Source organism: Wolbachia endosymbiont (group A) of Scambus nigricans (genome assembly GCF_947251485.1).
Lineage (GTDB): Bacteria > Pseudomonadota > Alphaproteobacteria > Rickettsiales > Anaplasmataceae > Wolbachia > Wolbachia pipientis.
Genome location: NZ_OX366356.1, coordinates 351200 through 371496, shown reverse-complemented (window position 1 = coordinate 371496; position 20297 = coordinate 351200). Strand labels below are relative to the sequence as shown.

Genomic DNA, 20297 nt, shown 5'->3' with positions numbered 1-20297 from the left:
AAAATGAAGAGTTCTACAATAAATAACAATGATTGGTCAGAAAAGACAATTAAATCAGCAGTTGATTCGCTTGGTCGTTTGTATGCTACAGGCCGAAGAAAAGAATCTGTAGCAAGAGTATGGATAAAGCCGGGGAGTGGAAAATTTAGTGTTAACAAAAAAGGCGATCTAATTTCTTATTTTAAAAGAGAGTCAGTGTGCCAAATAGTAAAAATGCCATTTGTTGCAACTTCCACATTGGATAAATACGATGTATTTGCAACTGTAAAAGGTGGAGGGCTATCTGGTCAAGCAGGTGCTCTAGCTCATGGAATAAGCAGAGCTTTAAGTAGTGTAAGCCAAGATTTGCATTCCATACTACGTAATGGTGAGTTCTTAACTAGAGATTCACGTGTTGTTGAACGTAAGAAATATGGTCAACATAAAGCTCGGAAAAAGTGTCAATTTTCTAAGAGATAGTTATTTTATAGGGGTGTTTTTTTGTAAGTATTATACAAATATTTGCAAAAATGTATGATATCCTCTATTTTTGTGATGAATTTAGTTGACTATCGGTGTCAACATAATATGCTGTTTATGTGATTTTTTCAATATTAAGGTAATTTATGAGTAAAGAAGATATAATAAAACAATTAAAGGAAGATTGTTCTAGTCAGAATATAGATATGACAAAATCTGATTTGAGCAAGATTCATGATGCATTTATTAAAATAATAAAGAATGAGCTGCATGGGAAAGGTGAAATACGTTTGCATGGGATGGGAACATTTTCTACTGCTATCAGTCAGGAAAAACAATGTCGTAACCCCCAAAGTGGTGAGATCATGACTGTTCCTAAAAAGACAAGGGTAAAATTTAAAGCAAGCCAAACTCTTTTAAGTATTTTAAATGAGAAGGAAAAAGCAGCAGTTAGTTAGACATTGTCATTTTCATTGTTTTTACTACGCTGTGTAAGCCGTAAAATACAGCTTCGCTAATTAAATAGTGGCCTATGTTAAGAGCTGAGATGTGAGGTATTCTTGTCATCTTCTTAGCGTGTTTATAAGTTATGCCATGTCCTGCGTGGCATTCTATTCCTAATTTATTGACGTACTCTGCAGCATTAGTAATTAACTGTAACTTTTTTTCTGATGGATTATCACAGTAATCCCCTGTGTGAATTTCTATTATGTCAGGTTTTGTCCCTAGCTTTTCAAGATATTTTAGTTGATCAATATTTGGATCGATAAACAGTAAGACTTTTATGCTAGAGCTATGCATTTCCTCTATTATACTAGAAAGTTTACTGTGCATATTCACGATATCCAGGCCACCTTCGGTTGTTAATTCTTCTCTTTTTTCTGGTACTATACTAATCGAATAGGGTTTTACCTTTTTTGCTATTTCAAGCATTTCTTCCGTGGCTGCAATTTCAAGATTTAACTCAGTGCTAATGCTTTTTTTTAGGTTAAATACGTCTTCATCTCTAATATGCCTTCTATCTTCTCGTAAGTGTACAGTAATAAAGTCTGCTCCAGCGTCAATGGCTATTTCTGCTGCTTTCAATGGATCTGGATAAGAAGTTCCGCGTGCGTTGCGGAGGGTTGCAACGTGATCGATATTAACACCTAGTTTCACAATCTACCTCAGAAATTATTTATAGATTATACATGTTATTAGGTTTTTTGCATAGTCATTGTTTGACCTTACCCAGAAAAAGTGGAGAGAAAGAAAAGAGTTTTTTTTGGTAAAATAAAATTTTGGAGGATTAGAAATGGTAAGAGAATATACAGCAGAATTCAAATTGGAAGCTGTTAAACTGGCAAATGAACAAAGAAAGGTAGGTCAACCAGTTGCAAAAGTAGCAAGAGATCTAGGAATAAGGGATAGTGTATTAGGAAAATGGATGAAGAAATATAACGAAAAAAAGTCAGCGGCAAATGCATTTCCAGGTAGAGGTAACATGGCTCCTTATGACAAAGAGAGGTTTGATTTACAAAGCAAGAGTAACAAGGGAAAGAGACATTTAAAAAAAAGCCCTGGCCAGTCAAAAAGAGTAAAATATTTTTTTATATAGTATAGCTCTTTTTACAATAATCCGAACAGACCGTAATATGCTACTGGCCTGCTATAGCCATAAACACATATCTTATCGCATTCGGACTATTATAAGAAAGGCTATACTTATCTTCTGACTTACTTGCACTATTACTAGCTGCACCTGCTAGAGATGAAGTAAGCAACACAGCCAAAACGCACAATCTCTTTATTTTCATATAACTCCTCATACAAAAAAATATATAATGCATAAGTATATATCCTTTATATTAAAAAAGATATAACTACATGTCAAAAAAAGTATAGCCATAAAATCAGATTATATAAAACGTACTACTCAGGTCTTTTATATAACTATATTTACTATCTTATTTGGTACAGCATATACAGTGCGAACTTTGCTTTGATCGATCTTACTGGACACAGAGTCTATCGCTATTTTCTTCAATTCTTCTTGAGGTAAGTTAATTGCCACCTTGATTGTTGTACGTAATTTTCCATTGATTTGCACTGCTATAGTTACCGTATCGTCAACTAATAATGATTCATCAGCTTTTGGCCAAGGTTGACCTCCTATTTCTTGCCATAGGCTTTCAGCTAGATGTGGTATGAATGGTTCGATTACTCTGATTAATATACATATACCTTCATCAATAAGAGATTTTCCAGTTTTTACGTCTATTTCAGCTATTAAATTCGTCATCTCACGAAATTTTGCCACTACACAGTTTAATCTGCAGTTTTCCAAGTCATCTGTAAGTCCGTGTAAGAGTTTATGAATTTTTTTTCTGTACTCTAGAAGTCCACCCGTAACATTTTCATTATCATAGTGTATATTTACAGGTCTTAGCTGCATGACCATACGCCACAATTTATTTACATAACGAGAACAACCTTCCACGCCATCATCGGACCATTCCATATCTTTCTCCGGAGGAGTGTCGGACAACACAAACAAGCGAGCAGTATCAGCACCATACTTTTCTATGATAAAGTTTGGGTCAACTGTATTCTTTTTCGATTTGCTCATTTTTTCAACTTTGCCCACTTGAACTTTTGCACCTCGCGCTATTAATTCTTTTGCTTCTGCGGGAAATAGCCACTTACCATTTTCGTCTTTATAAGTTGCATGGCAGACCATTCCTTGAGTGATTAAATTAGAGAAAGGCTCTTTAATATCAAAATAGCCACATTTGGTTAAAGCACGGCAGAAAAATCTTGAATAAAGCAAATGCAGAATTGCATGTTCTATCCCACCTATATAATAATCAACAGGCATAAAACGATTACATGCATCTTTGTCTATTGATTTATCTTCACTACAGAATGCAGCAAAATACCAGGAAGATTCAAAAAAGGTGTCGAATGTATCAGTTTCACGCTCTGCTTGCTTTCCGCACTTTGGACAATCAACAAATTTCCAAGTTGGGTGCTTATCCAGCGGATTGCCACCACTTGTAAATTCTACATCTATTGGTAGAACTACAGGAAGGTCTTTTTCTGGCACTGGAACAGTTCCGCAATCTTTGCAATATATGATAGGTATAGGGCATCCCCAATAACGCTGCCTTGAAACTCCCCAATCGTGCAAACGATAGTTTATTGTTTTTTTGCCTATTTTTTTTTCTTCAAATTTTTTAACTATGGCTTCCTTTGCTTCACTCACCATTAATCCGTTTAAGAATTCGGAGTTAAACATTGTCCCGTCTCCAGTATACGCCTCCTTTGTCATCTGAGTAGCTTTACACTGGGATCCATTGTAAGAATTCTGGTCACGCGCTGGAATGACACCTAAGTGGGCTGAAGAAATAACGGGAATTATCGGCAAATTATATTTCTGTGCAAATTCAAAGTCACGCTGATCATGTGCAGGGCAACCAAAAATCGCGCCTTCCCCATATTCCATCAACACAAAATTCGCTATGTAAAGCGGCAATTCCTTATCAAGAAATGGATGTTTGACGTTTAATCCGGTGTAAACTCCTATTTTTTCATCGTTCTCTCTTTTTGATTTTATTTCCTGGATCCCAGTGTCAAGCACTGGGATGACAACAGAAGAACCATTCTTTAAATCCTGCACAATAGGATGCTCTGCTGCCACTGCACAAAAAGAAGCCCCAAACAAAGTATGAGGATAAGTTGTAAAAACTTTTAATTTCTTATTCAGGCCAACTACTTCAAACTCTATAGTTGCTCCTTCAGATTTTCCTATCCAACGCTCCTGCATTGTTTTGACTTTTTCTGGCCAATTTTTCAAACTTTGCAGGCACTGGAGTAAATCTTCAGCGAAATCAGTAATCTTTAAAAACCATTGGGACAACTTACGTTTTTCAACAACTGCACCTGATCGCCATCCTTTTCCATCAACCACCTGTTCATTTGCAAGCACTGTTTGGTCCACTGGATCCCAGTTAACCCATGATTCTTTTCGATAGGCAAGCCCATGCTTTAAAAAATCCAGGAAAAATTTTTGTTCGTGTTTGTAATAATCAGGCTCACATGTGGAGAGTTCACGCTCCCAATTATAAGAAAGACCTATAGATTTCAACTGTGTACGCATATTATCTATATTCTCTTTTGTCCATGTTTCGGGGCTAATATTGTTATCCCTTGCTGCATTCTCAGCTGGTAATCCAAACGCATCCCAGCCAATTGGATGCAAAACCTCAAATCCATTAGCTCTCTTGTAACGCGCTATCACATCCCCTATTGCATAGTTACGTAAGTGTCCCATATGAATTTTACCAGATGGATATGGAAACATTTCCAACACGTAACACTTTTCTTGTTTACCACTCTTGCTTACAGAAAAATCCCATTTATCTTGATAAAATTTTTCAACACTTTTAAAATCATATTTCATATAAATCCAAATTCAATTACAGTTCATATGCATCAAAGGATCAACCGCTTGGCCATTATGTCGTATTGTGAAACACATCTGTGGATCTTTATCTTGTGTGCTTGATTTACCTGCAGATCCAATTACTTGACCTTGCTTTACTTTATCGCCAATTTCAACATGTATGTTTTTTAAATAGGAGTACACAGTCATGTAATTATCTTTGTGTTCCACTATAATTAAATTCCCATACCATCTCAGCCCTTTGCCTACATATATCACTTTGCCTGGTGCAGAGGAAACTACGTTCGTTCCATTTTGAGCAGCAATTTTTATGCCATCCTTACACATTTCATCAGAAGAGGTAGCTGAACCTTTAACTGGCATTACAAATTTACAATTTACCCCCACATTTTGTGTATTATTGTTATCTTTGTATATCCTATTTATGATGGCTTTTCTACTTTCTTTTTGCACTGAAGGCTCCCTAATTAAATGGTACTCTCTTGTATATTCCAGATCTCTTTTTCCGTAAAATTCTTCGCCTTTAAGCAGCACAGGTGCAGGTTTTTGCAGGCCACAGCCTATTAATATTGCTAATAACATAAGAAATGAGGCTATATGCCACATTTTAAACTCTCACAAAACTCCAAAATTTTAGCGAGACGTAGTGTTTCACGCCTGCTTGTTATTTTCCTCGTTATTTATTTTACTAGTTAAATAGTCCCTCAAATCGGTGAGTTCTTGCAACAAATTCTTTGTGACTTTTATATCATTACCAAATTCTTTTTGCACTCCTTTTATTGTATATCCTTTATCATATAGCATGTATTTTACTTTCTTTATGGCCTCTATACACTTGCGATCATATAGCCTTCTTCCTTTACGCTTTGTAGGCTTAATTTGATGAAATTGACCTTCCCAAAATCTCAAAACATGCTGTTCCAAATGTAGCTCTTCAGCTACTTCCCCAATCGTATAAAATAATTTTTCCTTGTTCATTAATTATTGATTGATTTTTTTATAATTTTTGAAGGCCTAAAAGAAACTGAATTTCTTGCCTGAATCATCACTTTCTCCGATGTATTTGGTATATTTCCTGGTCTTTCCTTCTTTTTCTTAACCAAGAATGTTCCAAATGACGATATTTTTACTATTCCATCCTTTACCAAGCTTGTCTTTATTTCGTCCAATATATCATCTATTATCGAAACAGAGTCTTCCTTTGATAATCCTATTTCTTGGTTTATATCTCCAGCTATCGTTACCTTAGTTACTGTTGTGTCTTTTGTTGTAACGTGATCCATTATTGATAAATATTACAATACGTAAATATAATATAGCAATCGACTCGAGATTCAGCTACTTTATTTTTTAGAGTATGTCTCTTTTGTTGCATAATTTAAAATACCGGCAACTATCAATATTGCAAAAAGTGCCATTTTATGATCTGTAAAAAGTGCTAACATTGACACTATAACTCCACTGCCAATAAACATAAATCCATTGATAATGGATGATGATGTGCTGATGTATTTTCGTTTCACAATCTCGCTGCCGACAGCAAAATTAAGCATATGTCCTCCCGCAAAAAACCCAAACATTAACATACAAAAGTACACAACGTGGACTGTTAAATGGCTGTATAGTAAAATAATAATTGAGACGCCTTGCAATAAAGCAAAAGCAGAAATTACATGTTTCCTATTTTTAAATAAGTTTGAGATTCGATCTGCAATTGGAGCACCAACTGCAAGACCAAGCCATAGTATTGCAGTTGCTATACCTGACTCCATTGCATTGAGTTCTGAGTTGCCCAGTAACCTTGGAGCCCACAAGGTATTAAGTGCTAAAAATGTTCCAAAAGTAATAGCACCCACCACTGAAGTTATCCAGATATCTCTTAATTTTAGCACTGTTAATATAGAGCACATTACTGTCTTCATAGAGCTTTTTATTGTGCGCTTTTCTGAGCTGCTTTCTGGAAGTGTGTTTGGACAAAAAAGCGTAAGTACAAATATCAACACACCAAATAGTATTATGCATACAATCAGATTTTTCCAATATGCATCTTCGGCAAGCAAGTTAGAGAACAGTATTTGAATTACCAAAGCAGAAAGGCTTGAAATTGTCTGCACTAGTGAAAACATTAGTCCAAATTGGGCAGCGGAAAAACATATGCTACTTGTGTGAGCAGCACCAATAAAACCAAATGATGCTCCAGTTGCAATCAACACTTGAGACAAAATCAAATGGGAGAAATTGTCACTATTAATAAGGACAAAAAACCCCAAGATCATAGTTGATAACGAGAAAAAATAAATTTTTTTACTGGAAAAAACATTAAACGTTGCTCCACTAAAAAATTGTAAGATGGCGAAAGTCCAAGTATATGCTGAATTAGCCAGTGCAACTTGCGCGATTGTAAGTCCAAGTTCCTTTTCGAGATTTACACTTATAAAGGTATAAATTATCTGCATGTTGCTGAATATAACAACCAAGTTACTAATCAGCCAAATGAACCAAGCCTTAGCTCTGCTTTCCATAAGATTTATTTTTATAAGTAATCTATTAGAAATTTAACACTAAGTCTCTTTTTAAGCTATTGTTTCCTGACTACTGTTATAGCTAACCCAAAAAACGGGTTCCCTACGTCATGCCGCCGCGGTATCTCTTAGCCGCTAACAAGCAGCGGGATGACGATTGTCAGGGTGTCATCCCAGCGCCCCTATGATGTCATCCGAGTAGCTAACACTGGTTTCCATCCAAGACGGTGTCATTCCAGTGCTTGACACTGGAATCCAGACTTTATAGCCTTTCTTATAATAGTCCGAATGCGATAAGATATGTGTTTATGGCTATAGCAGGCCAGTAGCATATTACGGTCTGTTCGGATTATTGTAAAAAGAGCTATAATTGTTATACTTGTAAATAATCTGGTGAAAATAAACGTTCATCTCAAAATGCAGTATTTTTGTTGAAATAGCTCAACTGGATCCCAGTGTCTGGGCACTGGGATGACACCATAGGAGGCTACTTGGATGACAAAAAAAGGAGCACTGGGATGACAGCAGCCCTACGTCATACCGCCGCGGTATCTCTAGATCCCGCTAACAAGCAGCGGGATGACGGTTGTCAGGGTGTCATGAAAGTAGCTGACACTGGAATCCAGAAAAAAAGAAATATGTATCAGCTACTTTCATTTGCTGCGCCTCGAAAATAAACGTTCATGTAGCTAAGCCATAAATCCAGTATAAAGACCTTTAATCATTGGCTTCGTAGTACTTCTCAACCAACTTATTAAGTAACCTTACACCAAAACCTACTGCTCCTCTTGGACAAATGTCAGTACCTTTCTCGTGCCAAGCAGTGCCTGCGATATCTAAATGTGCCCAGCAAGTTTCATTCACAAAACGCTGTAAAAACTGTGCAGCCATTATGCTATCTCCACCAGAGCCTGCAGGAGCGATGTTTTGAACATCAGCAATCGGTGAATCAATAATTTTGTCATAAGTTTCATTCATAGGAAAACGCCATAACTTCTCATTTACTTCATTTCCTGCATCAATCAGACGGTTTGCTAATTCATCATTATTTGAAAAAAGACCAGCATATTCGTTATTTCCAAGTGCAACCACTATAGCACCAGTTAAAGTTGCAAGATCAATCATAAATTTTGGTGAGAATCTATCTTGCGTATACCATAAAGCATCTGCAAGTATGAGCCTTCCTTCTGCATCGGTGTTCAACACTTCTATTGTTTGTCCAGACATTGAAGTTACTACATCACTTGGTCTTTGAGCATTACCACCCACTGCATTTTCTGCAAGTGCGACTACACCGATCGCATTTACTTTTGCTTTTCGTCCTGCTAAAGCATGCATCACCCCAACCACAGTAGCAGAGCCTGCCATGTCATATTTCATTGACTCCATACCACGTGAAGGTTTGAGTGATACTCCACCAGTGTCAAACGTTATACCTTTACCAACAAAAGCTATAGGCTTTTGTTCTTTAGAAGCTCCATTCCATTTTATCACTACTAATTTTGGTTCTTTACTACTTCCTTGTGCAACTCCAAGCAAGGCTCCCATTTTTTTCTCTTCCATCTGCTTTTTATCAAGCACCTCGATTTCAAGGCCAAGCTTAGTAAGTTCTTTTTTTATATGATCAGCATAGGATTCTGGATATAGAATGTTAGGAGGCTCTGTTATAAAAGAGCGCGCAAGGAATATACTCTCACCTTCTTGCCTTAAGTGCTCAAATGATCTTTCAGCATTACTTAATTGTTCATCTTTTACTAATACGGTAATCTCCTCTACCTCTGTAATTTTCTCATCCTTTTTAGTTTTATACTTATCAAACTTAAAACTACGCAGAAACGCACCATATGCAACATTTGCTGCACTACCTTCGATTAAAACCGCTGCTTTTTTAATTTTTAATCTGCTTAGCTCACAATATATTTTACCACCAATATTTAATTCTTTATTTTCATTCCACTCACCCTTCTTACCAAGTCCAACAACTATGATATTTTTTTCTTCTGGCAAAGTAGTAGAGAAAAATTCACCAAAACTTCCATTGAAATCGCTAAATTGCTTTATGTTATCTATGATCTGTTTTCCTTGCAAAACTCCGCCATCATTTACGGTTTCGTTGTCCTCAAATAAACCCGTTACTATTGTTTTAAAATCGGGCGAAATTTTAGAAATTGTTATTTTCATTGCTGGCATCTCCGTTGCAAATAATTGTAAACTGTACATAAAACACAGCAAAAACATCAGTAAGATATTTTTCATATACATCCTAAGTACAATAACACTTAAGTTTACTATGGACTCCCTTACATGCAAGGTTTTTTATCTTTTATTAGAGAACTTATTATATCCGCCCAAGGTAATGTTAAACGTATAGGTTTTTATGACCTGATCACTGTAAGTAAATGGTGTTATGAGAAGGCTTGCAAGCCCATTACTAACAAAATCTTCAAGAACAGGATCAGCGCAATTATGGTCAGCAAAAAACATTTGCGTTGTGAATTCTGGAAAATCCGGATGTTGAACTAGAAAGTTGATATGTGGAGCTCTATCACCAATTTTACCAGGTGCTATCGTAATAAAATTATAATAGCCAAGATTATTCACTACAAACCTTCCTGATCCAGCAAAATTCAGATCATCCTCTATATTCTTATCGTAATGGTTCACGCCGCGTGAATTCGCGTGCCATATAGAAACTACAGCATTTTGTATTGGTAAGCAGTTCATATCAGTAATTCTACCCACTATGTGTATTAATTCCCCTATTGCACTATTTGGAGAACCAGGTTTCCTTCTTAAATTGTTTGAAGAGCTAAAATTTTTTGGCCTTGCATCAAGGTCATATATTTCCGGAGTTTTAATGCAGTTGAGCAAAACAGGATCAGCTGCAAATAGCGGCAAACTGAATATCATTTGTACTAAAAGTGCTAACAAGATATTTTTCACATTCATTTCATTTATAATAGACTTCTTGCATAACCATATAACAAACTTTTATTGGAAATAGAAACGAAAAAACTTGCTTTACACCCTTCGCCAGCCCCCTTATCATGAAACTGAAGGTATTCAGTTATCTTCATCTGTGCAGATTAAACAGCAAGAAAACAACGTAGTTGGCGTCTTATTTTTAATTTTTTGCACTATGTGCACCTTATGTCTTCACAATATTTCTAGGTTTTTACCTACACAAGCTGAAACGCGCTATTTAAAACATTAAAAAACGCCAACTTAAAAAATGGATAGTGAATAACTAGCTACCCTAGGGTTTCTTTTGCCTTTTTTTCTGTTTAGTAAATTGTATCCGTTCAGCGGAGTGGTAGAATAAGGTAGACAAAGTGATCTAAAAAGATAATCATAGAGCAAAAGTGAGGTAATATGGTAAACCTTTTAGAACTTTGCAAAAATTTACAGCAAAAAATAGAAAAACTGAAAGCAGAGATAGAAAACTTAAAAACAGAAAGTAAAGCTTTAAAGATAGAGAACGCTGAATTAAAGGAAAGGCTCGGTTTAAATTCAAAAAACTCATCCCTGCCCAGCTCAAAAGAGCTATACAAAATAAAAAAGGACAAGCCAAAAAGCGAAAGGAATGTTGGCGATCAGGTTGGGCATAAAGGAAATTTTCATGCCACAATGGAAGCGGATAAAGTAGTAAAAATAGAGTTGCCTAATATTTGCGAATGCGGAGGAGAGCTTGTAATATGCGAAAACCTTATGTTCACCAAAAAGTTGATCTTCCGGAAATTAGGCCTTATGTAGTAATTGGAACATGGTCGTTGTTGGAGATGCAGAAAAAGAAAAAGTAGCAAGTTACCAGAAGGTGTTACGCCAGATACATTTGGTCCAAGGGTTAAGTCTATAATTGCAGCACTCAGCGGATTTTACAAAAACTCAAAGCGTGAAGTGGCTAGTATCATAAATGACATTTTTAATTTGAACATAAGTGTTGGCAGCATATCAAATCTTACTATTACCCACAAATATAAATGTACTTATAAATAAAGTATTACAATATTAAAGTTTGCAAATATTGAGGGTATAAAAATGGCAAACGAGAGTAATGAATGGGCTAAAAATGAATTTGGAGATGCTGTACTTGGAGATAAAAGATTAACTGACCGATTAGTAAAGATTGCTGATAGTTTGATAAGTTTACCTGAAAGCTCAATTAATGAGGCATGTGGAAGTTGGTCAGAAGCAAAAGCAGCATAACGTTTTTTTCAAAATGAGAACGTAAAAGAAGTCGATATTCTAGCTTCACACATTGATAAAACAGTTGAAAGAACAAAAGCTCATAAAAGAATTCTTGTGATTCAAGATACAACTTATATTTCATACTCAAGCCATAAGCGGATTGGGAACTATTGCTGGAAAAGGAGCAGTAATGCATACAGCCCTTGCTGTTAGTACGGAAGCTGGGAATACTGGATCAAAAGATTTACTCGAGGCAACTCATTTCTGAAGAAGAAAAAAGACTAAAGAGCCATCGTAACAACGTTCATATTGAGGATAAAGAAAGTATGAAATGGCTAGAAAGTTTAAAGAAAACAAATAATATTATAGATCTGGCCCAAACCGAAGCTATAACCGTATGTGACAGAGAAGCAGATATGCATGATTTTTTTGAACTTGCACATAATCTTAACTCAGCAATTTTAGTAAGAGCTCGCCACAACAGAAATGTAAATAAAAAATTCATGCATACCAGGAACAAGCAAAAATTATGGTCATTTATCCAAGGCCTCCCTTGCGCTGGAAAAGTAGAAGTTGAAATCCCTGCTAGAGATAACAAGCAAAAAAGGACAGCGTTTTTAGAAATTAGATTCGGAAAATTTATCACATGAAGGCCATATAAAATGTAAAGAAGGTCACATAAAATATAAACCGACAGAGTCTACAACTTCAGCAATTCATGTTGTTGAAAAAAACTCTCCTCCCGAAGCAAGTCCTCTAGAGTGGATGCTTTTTTCCGGTCAGTACTTTTGAAGAAGCTGTTGAAAAAGTTAGTTGGTATTGTTTGAGATGGAAAATAGAGATATTGCATAAGATTTTAAAATCTGGTCTCAAAGTTGAGGAATGTAGACTTGGAACAGCAGAAAGATTAATGAGGTATTTAACAGTCATGAGCATTATTGCTTGGAGAATTTTCTTTATTACATCAATTGCAAGAACTAACCCAACATTACCATGTACTGCCTTATTAGCTGAGGAAGAATGGAAAGTTTTATATGTTAAAATACACAGGAAACCATGTCCAAATATAGCCCCTACTATAAAAGAAGCCGTTTCGTGAACTTGGAGGTCATTTAGCAAGAAAAAGCGACCCAAAACCAGGACCAATTACTCTTTGGAAAGGGTGGAGACGTCTCTTTGATCTAGCAGAAGGATGAAGACTTGCTCATGAACCTCATATTTGTGGGTAATAGTAAGGTTTCTAAGGGAGGGAGTAGTAGTAATACTGCTTCCTTACCTGACCAGTTTGCTCGTGATAAAGGTTTTGAGAAACGCGCTCAATACTATGCTGCTAAAGCTTATTCAAGTCAAGCTCACAAAGGTGATCAAGATCTTAAAGGAGTTATTTTTATTGCTATCGCCGATTTTATCTTATTTCCTAACAAGCTGGCTTACAAATCTGATCACGTTACTTTTGATAAAATTACCTATGAACATGACTTAAAAGATTTTCAATTTGTATTTATTGAACTACCTAAATTTCCTAAGAATAAGGAAGAACAGCTAGAAAGCATAGTGGATCGTTGGTTATTTTTCTTCAGTGCGACCCGGAAAGCCGTGGTTTTGTGATGGTTAAATTCCATCTTCCCTAGACATCGGGGATAATGTATGTCTCACATTTCAAAGGATGGCAACCTTTGGGATGCAAGCATGAGATAAAAGCAGGTAACACTAAACCTCATCCTGCAAACAGAGTTAGATATGATTACGAGAGGAACCTATGTTTGAATTGTCGTCAAAGCATATTATGCGAAAAGAGGTTGAACTACGCATAGACCAAAATGGTACGAAGCAAAATGGGAACTAAAGATTGAAGACTTTAGTTATTGATGTTCCCAGCTTCCGGCAAATAGTAGGAATCTAAGTTTAACGTGAAACGAAGCTATGGAACGGAGTAACCACATAAAAGCTCTTATATTCATTAAATATAAGTAGGTAGCCAACCACAAGCCGCTATGTGGAAGAAGAAGCTAATGCCCAAAGTATAGCTCTTTTTACAATAATCCGAACAGACCGTAATATGCTACTGGCCTGCTATAGCCATAAACACATATCTTATCGCATTCGGACTATTATAAGAAAGGCTATAATATCTGGGATATGCAGACGTAAACACTTTAATTTGGAAGGTAAAGTGGTGAATAGTAGTGAATATGTTATGGACCAGCAAAAGGCTAGGTATGAATGGAATGGAATTCCTTGGCGAAAGCTGAAGAAATCTTCATTTAAGCTACAAAAACGAATGTACCAAGCCTCTAAATGTAATGATATCAAAAAGATGCACAACCTTCAGAGATTATTACTCAAATCAACAAGTGCAAGAACGATCGCAGTTAGAAGGGTAACTCAGGACAACAGAGGGGAAAAAACTGCAGGTATTGATGGAAAAGCTAACCTTAGTCAAAAAGAAAGATTGCAATTGGCAAACTCCTTAGATATAAGAGAGAAAGCAAAGCCATCAAGACGTGTCTGACCTGGTAAGCCATCGGAATATCGCCCGCTTGGTATACCAACTATATCGTGTCGAGCAAAACAAACACTTGTAAAAATGGTGTTGGAACCAGAATGGGAGGCAAAACTTGAGCCAAACACTTATGGTTTTAGGCCTGGTAGATCATGTCATGATGCAATTGAAGCCATATTTGATGTGCTAAAACAGAAAACAGCATATGTATTAGATGCTGATATTTCTGGATGTTTTGACAATATTAACCATAATAAACTGCTTGAAAACCACACCAACGTTAAAGAAAATCATAAGAAGATGGTTAAGGGCAGGCGTTATGGAAGATGGAAAGTTTCAATCCACAAAACGTGGTACAATTCAAGGAGGCACCGTTGCTAGCTTGTGTTGCATTACACGGATTAGAGCAACATGTCAAAAAAGCATTAACAAACGAACTCTTTCAATGCATGAAAAGAAAATATGGTAGGATATCGCATAAAAACGCGCAAAAGTCTATTAGTGTAATTTTCTACTGTGATGATTTTGTCATCATACATAAAAACGAAGAGATTATTCTTAAAGCAAAAATTTTAGTTGAAGAATGGTTAGAAACCATTGGACTAAAATTAAAGCCCTCTAAAACAAGAATTTCTCATACATTAAGAACCATTGACGAAACAAAACCAGGATTTGATTTTCTTGGATTTTCAATAAGACAATATCCAACAAAAGAAAGTAAAAAAGGTTACACATTATTAATAAAACCAAGTCGTAATTCTATAAAGCAGCATACATTTGCTATTAAACATAAACTTAGAGAAATGCGTGGGGCGCCACAGGAAGTAGTAATAAGGAATCTCAATCCAATAAACAGAGGATGGAGTCAATATTACTCTTCGGTAGTTTCATGTATAGCTCTTTTTACAATAATCCGAACAGACCGTAATATGCTACTGGCCTGCTATAGCCATAAACACATATCTTATCGCATTCGGACTATTATAAGAAAGGCTATAAAATCTTTAGCTCATTGGATAATACTATACATAGAAAGCTCTGGAAGTGGGCAGTCTTTAGGCACCCAAACAAAGGGAAATGCTGGATAAAAAGAAAATACTTTAAAAAATATAATAACGATAACTGGCGTTTTATGACAAGTAACAAGATACATCTTATTACACACAGCAATCATGTTATTAAACAAAGTGCAAAAAACCAGATCTCCATATGATGGTGATTGGGTTTATTGGGGTAAACGTCTGAGAAAAATACCAGATAAGCCATTAAGAGTAATAAAACTATTGAAGTTACAACAAAGTAAATGTGATAATTGTAGACTATGGTTTAAAAGTGATGATATAATAGAAATACATCACAAAGACCGGAATAGACGAAACAACATGATCAAAAACTTATCTTTGTTACATGGACATTGTCACGATGAATTACACAGGAGGTGTGCATGACAAGCACCAAATTAGAGAGAAGCCGTATGAGGCGCAAAGTCTCACGTACGGTTTTGAAGTCGAGTGAGGAGGGGCGACCTTCTTCACTTAGACAACAGTATGCAGATGAAACTACAGATGAAGACCTAAGGAATATAGCAGAAAAATCACCAATAGTAAAGCTAGCATATGATGAGTTAGACAAGTTTTGCTGGAATGAGAAAGATTTAGTAGCATATGAAGAAAGAATAATGGATCTACGTAAGGAAGAAGCCATTCTTGAATACAAACTTGAGGAAGGTATAGAGAAAGGAAAAATCGAAGTTGCAAAAAATTTACTTAAAGCTGGTGTATCTGTTAATTTAATAGCTGAATCCACTGGCCTTTCTCAAGCTGAAATTGTACAGCTTAAGCAAGAAGTGGCCTAAGTATCACGTTTTTCAGGGCTTTTTTAGCTCGGCAGTGGTCTGAAAAGTCTATTTTTCACTTTATAAAATGTTTATATTTTACCACCTACTTTATTTGAATAAGTTCTTCTGCCACACCCTGAACGGATACTTGAATCAGGCTCAAGTTGACAAGTAGATGTTGTCTTATTATAATAAATATCTATTAATTTAATCTTAACTTAAGAGGGTATTTATGGTAGCAAGTGACAGTGTTTTAAAAAGGTATGCGTTAGCCTATATAAAGAAATTAGGTAATAATAATACTGAAGGGTTTCTACAGTATTGTAATAATACACCGAATTTAACTTGGAGCAAGGAGAATTTTAAAAATGTGTATGAAGAATTTACATATCCAAATTCAAGCAATAGGCACGATACAGGAAGCAGAAATGATCAATATAACGCAGGGAATAACACACAACCTACAGGCCCTCAGACTACACATATACATGTATACAATGATAGAGGTTTAGATTTTTGGGATTATTTACTACTTCGCAGCCTGTTTGGTGGTCATACTACAGTTATAAATAACCCTGGTTTCAGTAGTGGTAGCCATCAAAGCAGAGAAGATAAGAAAAAAGACTCAGAAGACAATAGAAAGTTATTAGCTTTAGGTATGGTAGCTGCAGTTGTGTGTGTTGCTTTCCATGCTGGTATGTGTTTTTGGTATAACAGCAGCAGAAAAGTGGCTAGAAAAGAAGAAAAAATAGATTACCTGGATAGTAAATTTAAAACGTTCAGAAATATAGAATTTGCGGTTGGCGCTGTTTCTTTGGCAGCTTTGGTAGCTTGTGCTGTTTACCCAGTCTTACCAGTGTGGGGTTTAGTTATCCTTGGCGTTAATTCTCTTGTGTGTTTTACTGGCAGTTTAGCTTTTCATATGAAGCATGAGGAAGAATCAGAAAATATCGAGAAAGCTAAAGGAGCGGTAGATAGCTTTCTTAGACAAGGGCATGGTTATGGAGATTCTTCTCGTTATGATGCACCACCTCCTTACTTTTCTCAAGATCCTAATACTACTCCAACTGCTCCTCCTTGTAGTGAATTTGATAATTCTAATGCGAAACGGCAGTTTGAGAATTGTGAGGGGTTCACGTATGATAGAAATCAATAGTTTTATTTTTAGCCAAATTAATTGAATCAAGCCACAAAATCTGCTAAAGTTAACTTTATGAAAGCACCCTTAGCTCAGTTGGATTAGAGCATTTGACTACGGATCAAAAGGTCGGGCGTTCAAGTCGCTCAGGGTGCACCACATTTTATAGGAAGCAGAAGTCACACTTGAAATTAATATATGCAATACCTATCTTTAAAGGTTAAGAACTAAACTATTATATATGAGCAAAAAAGACTACTATGAGCTACTGGAAGTAGGCAGAAATGCCAGTATTGATGAGATAAAAAAAGCGTATAAAAAATTAGCGTTAAAATATCATCCTGATAGAAATCCTGGCAATCAAGAAGCAGAGGAAAAATTTAAAGAAGTAACAGCTGCATATGGAGTTCTGTCTGACTCTGAGAAAAGGGCAGGCTATGACCTTTATGGCCACGAAGGTGCTTCTGGTGGATTTCAAGGCTTTAGCTCTGCAGGAGATTTTAGCGGCATATTCAATGACTTCTTTGGTGGAGGATTCGGTGGTGGTGCAAGTAGATCGAGAGCAAAAAGAAGTACAACAGGAGTATCTGGAGCAGACCTACGTTATGATCTTGAAATTACCTTAGAAGATGCATTTAAAGGAATACAAGCGCCTATACATTATGTGACAAATGTAAAATGTGATACATGCCAAGGCACAGGTGGCGAAGGAGCAATTAAACCAGTTCAGTGCCACACATGCCAGGGAAGCGGTAGGATTAGAACTCAACAAGGCTTTTTTACCATCGAAAGAACATGTACTACATGCTATGGGGAAGGAGAAATAATACAAAACAAATGTAAGAAATGTGGTGGAAGTGGACGTAGAAGAGATGAAGTAAATATATCCGTTTCAATTCCAAAAGGCATAGAAGAAGGAGCTAAGGTAAGGATAAGTGGTAAAGGAGAAGCTGGAACAAAAGGTGGAAAAAGTGGAGATTTATACGTATACGTGAAAATAATTTTCCATAAAATCTTTGCTAGAAATAAAGCAGATTTACACTGTAAAGTGCCTATAAGAATGACACTAGCAGTGCTTGGTGGTGAAATCGATATTCAATCAATTGATGGAGCTAAAATAAAAGTAAAGGTCCCTGAAGGCACTCAAACTGGTACCAAACTACGTTGTAGGGAAAAGGGTATGCCATATATGAACTCACATGCTCGTGGTGATTTATACGTACAGGTAATAGTTGAGACTTTAAATCCAAAAAATTTAACTAAAAAGCAAATTGAACTATTAAAAGCGCTTGAAGAAGAGGAAAATGCAAGTGTACAACAGCAATCTGAAGGGTTTTTTAGTAAAGTAAAAAAAAAATAAGAAATCTGCTAAATGACATAAAGGGGTGACTGTTTACGGGTTTTCATTTAATCCTGCAATTCTTTGACCTTATTAATGGAAAACTTAACAATAGTGTTATTATTAGCCAACAGAAACTTCTTAGTTCCTTAAAACTATGTAAAAGCAATAAATTTCTTTATTTAAGGTCGAAGTTTTGCTATTCTCAGGTTTTAATAATTTAAATTTAATGAATATAAACAAAAATGAGTTTTTATTTCTTCCGCTTGGGGGAGTAGGAAGAATCGGGATGAATGTTAGCCTATATCATTACCAAGGTAAGTGGATTATGATCGACCTTGGTGTTGGTTTTGCAGATGAAACTATGCCAGGTGTTGAGCTGCTCATTGCTGATATAGATTTTATTGCTCAAAGGAAAAAAGATTTACTTGGAATAATAATTACACATGCACATGAGGACCACTGCGGTGCAGTGCCCCACTTGTGGGAAGAGTTGCAGTGCTCCATATATACAACAAAGTTTACGGTTAATTTTCTTAAAGAGAAACTAAAAGAATTTCGATTGGAAGGTATAGTGCCTGTGGAAGAGGTAGACATAAATGGCAGCATAAATTTGGGTCCTTTTACCGTCGAGTTTATAAATGTAACTCATTCAATTCCTGAGGCAAATTCAATATTAATTAGCACTGAAATGGGTAGTGCACTCCATACCGGAGACTGGAAATTTGATCCAAAACCTGTTGTTGGATTAACTTCTAATATAGAGCGTCTAAAAGAAATTGGCGATAAAGGTGACCTGCTTGCAGCAATTTGCGATTCAACCAATATATTAAGCAAGCATCACCGTGAGTCAGAAGGTGAAATTTATAATAATATTTATAACATAATAAAGCGGTCTAAAAAATTAGTTGCTGTTTCGCTATTCGCTTCAAATGTGGCACGAATTGAAACGATAAGCCAAGCTGCAAAAGCACTAAATAGAAAAGTAGTTTTACTTGGTAGATCTTTATGGAGAATAGTGAAAGTTGCGCAAGATAGTGGTTATTTAACTGATTCTCCTCAGTTTCTTGAAGCAAAGGAAGCAGTAAATTTTCCAAGGGAAGAACTGGTGCTACTTTGCACAGGTTGTCAAGGTGAGCCACTGGCAGCTACCGCAAGACTTGCTGCTAAGAGTCATCAAGCATTTAAAATGCAGCAAGGTGATACCATGATCTTTTCGTCAAAAATCATTCCTGGAAATGAAACTCGTGCGCACAACATGCTCAATGCCTTTATTGAGATGGGGGTAGAAGTTATTACTGAAAAAACAGAGCATGTTCATGCTTCTGGGCATCCAACAAGAGAAGAGCTAAAGGAAATGTATTCTTTAATAAAACCGAAGATGTCTATTCCAGTTCACGGCGAATATATTCACACGCATGCACATGTAAAATTTGCTAAAGAGTGCGGTGTGGCAAAAGCAATAATGATTGCACCAGGTGATATTGTTAATTTGGAGAACGGAGAAAAGGTTGATTCAATTGATGTTGACTACTTTGGTATTGATGGTATGTTGCTACGTCATCCGGAAAGCAGTGTTATAAAAATGCGTAAAAGAATGAGAGATGCCGGAGTTATTGTGGTAACAGCAGTTGTAAACAAGAAAAATAAATTGCTTGCTAAACCAAAAGTATTTGTACCTGGTGTTTTTGAAGTGCTAGAAGATGCAGCTACCATACAGAAAATTGTCAAGAAAGTTGAGTCGTTGTTTAGTTTGCAGCCAACAAAAAAAATTAAAAATAAGATTGAAAGTTCAATATTGAGTATCTTAAAGGAATATTTACTAAAAAGACCTATAATTGAGGTTCAGATAGAACAGGTATGAAAT

19 protein-coding genes, 1 tRNA gene and 5 pseudogenes are annotated in these 20297 nt (G+C 36.1%); 16 read left to right on the top strand and 9 right to left on the bottom strand.

The window, feature by feature from the left end; genetic code table 11:
* Nucleotides 1-3: 3 nt before the first annotated feature.
* Together rpsI and OPR46_RS02065 are read left to right on the top strand one after the other, a co-directional pair.
* Nucleotides 4-459, top strand: a complete 456-nt coding sequence (rpsI, locus tag OPR46_RS02070; protein ID WP_006279875.1) for a 30S ribosomal protein S9 — start codon at nucleotides 4-6, stop codon at nucleotides 457-459.
* Between the two features lie 146 nt (nucleotides 460-605).
* The gene (locus OPR46_RS02065; RefSeq protein ID WP_265043732.1) at nucleotides 606-917 is read left to right on the top strand and encodes an HU family DNA-binding protein; all 312 of its coding nucleotides are present in this window, start codon (nucleotides 606-608) and stop codon (nucleotides 915-917) included.
* Here OPR46_RS02065 and OPR46_RS02060 read toward each other — a convergent pair.
* Nucleotides 910-1617 (bottom strand): pyridoxine 5'-phosphate synthase, encoded by a 708-nt coding sequence (locus OPR46_RS02060; RefSeq protein WP_265043730.1) that lies wholly within the window; start codon nucleotides 1615-1617, stop codon nucleotides 910-912. The genes OPR46_RS02065 and OPR46_RS02060 overlap by 8 nt on opposite strands.
* 136 nt (nucleotides 1618-1753) lie before the next feature.
* On the opposite strand from OPR46_RS02060, the gene OPR46_RS02055 reads away from it, so the two are divergent.
* Entirely contained in the window at nucleotides 1754-2056 is a 303-nt protein-coding gene (locus OPR46_RS02055) for a transposase (protein WP_151807816.1), read from the top strand.
* A 40-nt stretch (nucleotides 2057-2096) separates the two neighbouring features.
* Here OPR46_RS02055 and OPR46_RS02050 read toward each other — a convergent pair whose 3' ends face one another.
* From OPR46_RS02050 to OPR46_RS02015, 8 genes are all read right to left on the bottom strand, one after another.
* On the bottom strand, nucleotides 2097-2255 hold the full coding sequence (locus tag OPR46_RS02050) for a hypothetical protein (RefSeq protein WP_265044119.1): 159 nt from the start codon (nucleotides 2253-2255) through the stop codon (nucleotides 2097-2099).
* A 128-nt stretch (nucleotides 2256-2383) separates the two neighbouring features.
* Nucleotides 2384-4900, bottom strand: coding sequence for a leucine--tRNA ligase (gene leuS / locus OPR46_RS02045; protein WP_265043727.1), 2517 nt, complete (start codon nucleotides 4898-4900; stop codon nucleotides 2384-2386).
* A 12-nt stretch (nucleotides 4901-4912) separates the two neighbouring features.
* A complete protein-coding gene (locus OPR46_RS02040) occupies nucleotides 4913-5509 on the bottom strand; it encodes a murein hydrolase activator EnvC family protein (protein ID WP_006279879.1) in 597 nt (198 codons plus the stop codon).
* 45 nt (nucleotides 5510-5554) lie between these two features.
* Nucleotides 5555-5881: a MerR family transcriptional regulator gene (locus OPR46_RS02035; protein ID WP_265043724.1), complete on the bottom strand. Its 327-nt coding sequence runs from the start codon at nucleotides 5879-5881 to the stop codon at nucleotides 5555-5557.
* Nucleotides 5881-6186 (bottom strand): integration host factor subunit alpha, encoded by a 306-nt coding sequence (locus OPR46_RS02030; protein WP_265043723.1) that lies wholly within the window; start codon nucleotides 6184-6186, stop codon nucleotides 5881-5883. Before OPR46_RS02030 ends, OPR46_RS02035 begins: the two co-directional genes overlap by 1 nt.
* 60 nt (nucleotides 6187-6246) lie before the next feature.
* Nucleotides 6247-7425: an MFS transporter gene (locus tag OPR46_RS02025; RefSeq protein WP_265043720.1), complete on the bottom strand. Its 1179-nt coding sequence runs from the start codon at nucleotides 7423-7425 to the stop codon at nucleotides 6247-6249.
* Nucleotides 7426-8142: 717 nt separating this feature from the next.
* Nucleotides 8143-9645, bottom strand: coding sequence for a leucyl aminopeptidase (locus OPR46_RS02020; RefSeq protein WP_265044058.1), 1503 nt, complete (start codon nucleotides 9643-9645; stop codon nucleotides 8143-8145).
* 96 nt (nucleotides 9646-9741) lie between these two features.
* On the bottom strand, nucleotides 9742-10374 hold the full coding sequence (locus OPR46_RS02015; RefSeq protein ID WP_320109358.1) for a protocatechuate 3,4-dioxygenase: 633 nt from the start codon (nucleotides 10372-10374) through the stop codon (nucleotides 9742-9744).
* A gap of 423 nt (nucleotides 10375-10797) precedes the next feature.
* Here OPR46_RS02015 and OPR46_RS02010 point away from each other — a divergent pair.
* The 13 genes and pseudogenes from OPR46_RS02010 to OPR46_RS01950 form a co-directional block, all read left to right on the top strand.
* A pseudogene (locus OPR46_RS02010) lies at nucleotides 10798-11409 on the top strand (DUF6444 domain-containing protein); the annotation flags it as partial.
* 54 nt (nucleotides 11410-11463) lie between these two features.
* Nucleotides 11464-12809: pseudogene (locus OPR46_RS02005) on the top strand (IS4 family transposase).
* A gap of 40 nt (nucleotides 12810-12849) precedes the next feature.
* Nucleotides 12850-13221 (top strand): annotated as a pseudogene (locus tag OPR46_RS02000) (PD-(D/E)XK nuclease family transposase); the annotation flags it as partial.
* Between the two features lie 388 nt (nucleotides 13222-13609).
* Nucleotides 13610-14125 (top strand): reverse transcriptase N-terminal domain-containing protein, encoded by a 516-nt coding sequence (locus OPR46_RS01995; RefSeq protein WP_265043715.1) that lies wholly within the window; start codon nucleotides 13610-13612, stop codon nucleotides 14123-14125.
* A gap of 21 nt (nucleotides 14126-14146) precedes the next feature.
* Nucleotides 14147-14497: pseudogene (locus tag OPR46_RS01990) on the top strand (reverse transcriptase/maturase family protein); the annotation flags it as partial.
* Nucleotides 14491-15204, top strand: a complete 714-nt coding sequence (locus OPR46_RS01985) for a reverse transcriptase domain-containing protein (RefSeq protein ID WP_265043714.1) — start codon at nucleotides 14491-14493, stop codon at nucleotides 15202-15204. The pseudogene OPR46_RS01990 and the gene OPR46_RS01985, both read left to right, overlap by 7 nt.
* On the top strand, nucleotides 15129-15329 hold the full coding sequence (locus OPR46_RS01980; protein ID WP_265043713.1) for a group II intron maturase-specific domain-containing protein: 201 nt from the start codon (nucleotides 15129-15131) through the stop codon (nucleotides 15327-15329). The genes OPR46_RS01985 and OPR46_RS01980 overlap by 76 nt, the downstream gene beginning before the upstream one ends.
* A complete protein-coding gene (locus OPR46_RS01975; RefSeq protein WP_264723744.1) occupies nucleotides 15289-15564 on the top strand; it encodes an HNH endonuclease signature motif containing protein in 276 nt (91 codons plus the stop codon). The genes OPR46_RS01980 and OPR46_RS01975 overlap by 41 nt, the downstream gene beginning before the upstream one ends.
* A 95-nt stretch (nucleotides 15565-15659) precedes the next feature.
* Nucleotides 15660-15971, top strand: a pseudogene (locus OPR46_RS01970) (nuclease/transposase family protein); the annotation flags it as partial.
* A 214-nt stretch (nucleotides 15972-16185) separates the two neighbouring features.
* Nucleotides 16186-17109 carry a hypothetical protein gene (locus tag OPR46_RS01965; RefSeq protein ID WP_265043708.1) on the top strand — a complete coding sequence of 308 codons (924 nt, stop codon included), beginning with the start codon at nucleotides 16186-16188 and terminating at the stop codon, nucleotides 17107-17109.
* A gap of 63 nt (nucleotides 17110-17172) precedes the next feature.
* Nucleotides 17173-17250 (top strand) — tRNA-Arg (locus OPR46_RS01960).
* A gap of 82 nt (nucleotides 17251-17332) precedes the next feature.
* Nucleotides 17333-18451, top strand: a complete 1119-nt coding sequence (gene dnaJ / locus OPR46_RS01955) for a molecular chaperone DnaJ (RefSeq protein ID WP_265043706.1) — start codon at nucleotides 17333-17335, stop codon at nucleotides 18449-18451.
* A gap of 208 nt (nucleotides 18452-18659) precedes the next feature.
* The gene (locus OPR46_RS01950; RefSeq protein WP_265044057.1) at nucleotides 18660-20294 is read left to right on the top strand and encodes a ribonuclease J; all 1635 of its coding nucleotides are present in this window, start codon (nucleotides 18660-18662) and stop codon (nucleotides 20292-20294) included.
* The last annotated feature ends 3 nt before the right edge of the window (nucleotides 20295-20297 follow it).

What these genes read in the sequence shown, in the direction of transcription:
- OPR46_RS02040 (WP_006279879.1), bottom strand. Translation starts at nt 5,509, where the DNA reads ATGTGGCATATAGCCTCATTTCTTATGTTATTAGCAATATTAATAGGC.
- OPR46_RS01965 (WP_265043708.1), top strand. Translation starts at nt 16,186, where the DNA reads ATGGTAGCAAGTGACAGTGTTTTAAAAAGGTATGCGTTAGCCTATATA.
- OPR46_RS02035 (WP_265043724.1), bottom strand. Translation starts at nt 5,881, where the DNA reads ATGAACAAGGAAAAATTATTTTATACGATTGGGGAAGTAGCTGAAGAG.
- OPR46_RS02050 (WP_265044119.1), bottom strand. Translation starts at nt 2,255, where the DNA reads ATGAAAATAAAGAGATTGTGCGTTTTGGCTGTGTTGCTTACTTCATCT.
- OPR46_RS02065 (WP_265043732.1), top strand. Translation starts at nt 606, where the DNA reads ATGAGTAAAGAAGATATAATAAAACAATTAAAGGAAGATTGTTCTAGT.
- rpsI (WP_006279875.1), top strand. Translation starts at nt 4, where the DNA reads ATGAAGAGTTCTACAATAAATAACAATGATTGGTCAGAAAAGACAATT.
- OPR46_RS01950 (WP_265044057.1), top strand. Translation starts at nt 18,660, where the DNA reads ATGAATATAAACAAAAATGAGTTTTTATTTCTTCCGCTTGGGGGAGTA.
- OPR46_RS02025 (WP_265043720.1), bottom strand. Translation starts at nt 7,425, where the DNA reads ATGGAAAGCAGAGCTAAGGCTTGGTTCATTTGGCTGATTAGTAACTTG.
- OPR46_RS02020 (WP_265044058.1), bottom strand. Translation starts at nt 9,645, where the DNA reads ATGTACAGTTTACAATTATTTGCAACGGAGATGCCAGCAATGAAAATA.
- dnaJ (WP_265043706.1), top strand. Translation starts at nt 17,333, where the DNA reads ATGAGCAAAAAAGACTACTATGAGCTACTGGAAGTAGGCAGAAATGCC.
- OPR46_RS01975 (WP_264723744.1), top strand. Translation starts at nt 15,289, where the DNA reads ATGTTATTAAACAAAGTGCAAAAAACCAGATCTCCATATGATGGTGAT.
- OPR46_RS02055 (WP_151807816.1), top strand. Translation starts at nt 1,754, where the DNA reads ATGGTAAGAGAATATACAGCAGAATTCAAATTGGAAGCTGTTAAACTG.
- OPR46_RS02030 (WP_265043723.1), bottom strand. Translation starts at nt 6,186, where the DNA reads ATGGATCACGTTACAACAAAAGACACAACAGTAACTAAGGTAACGATA.
- OPR46_RS02015 (WP_320109358.1), bottom strand. Translation starts at nt 10,374, where the DNA reads ATGAATGTGAAAAATATCTTGTTAGCACTTTTAGTACAAATGATATTC.
- leuS (WP_265043727.1), bottom strand. Translation starts at nt 4,900, where the DNA reads ATGAAATATGATTTTAAAAGTGTTGAAAAATTTTATCAAGATAAATGG.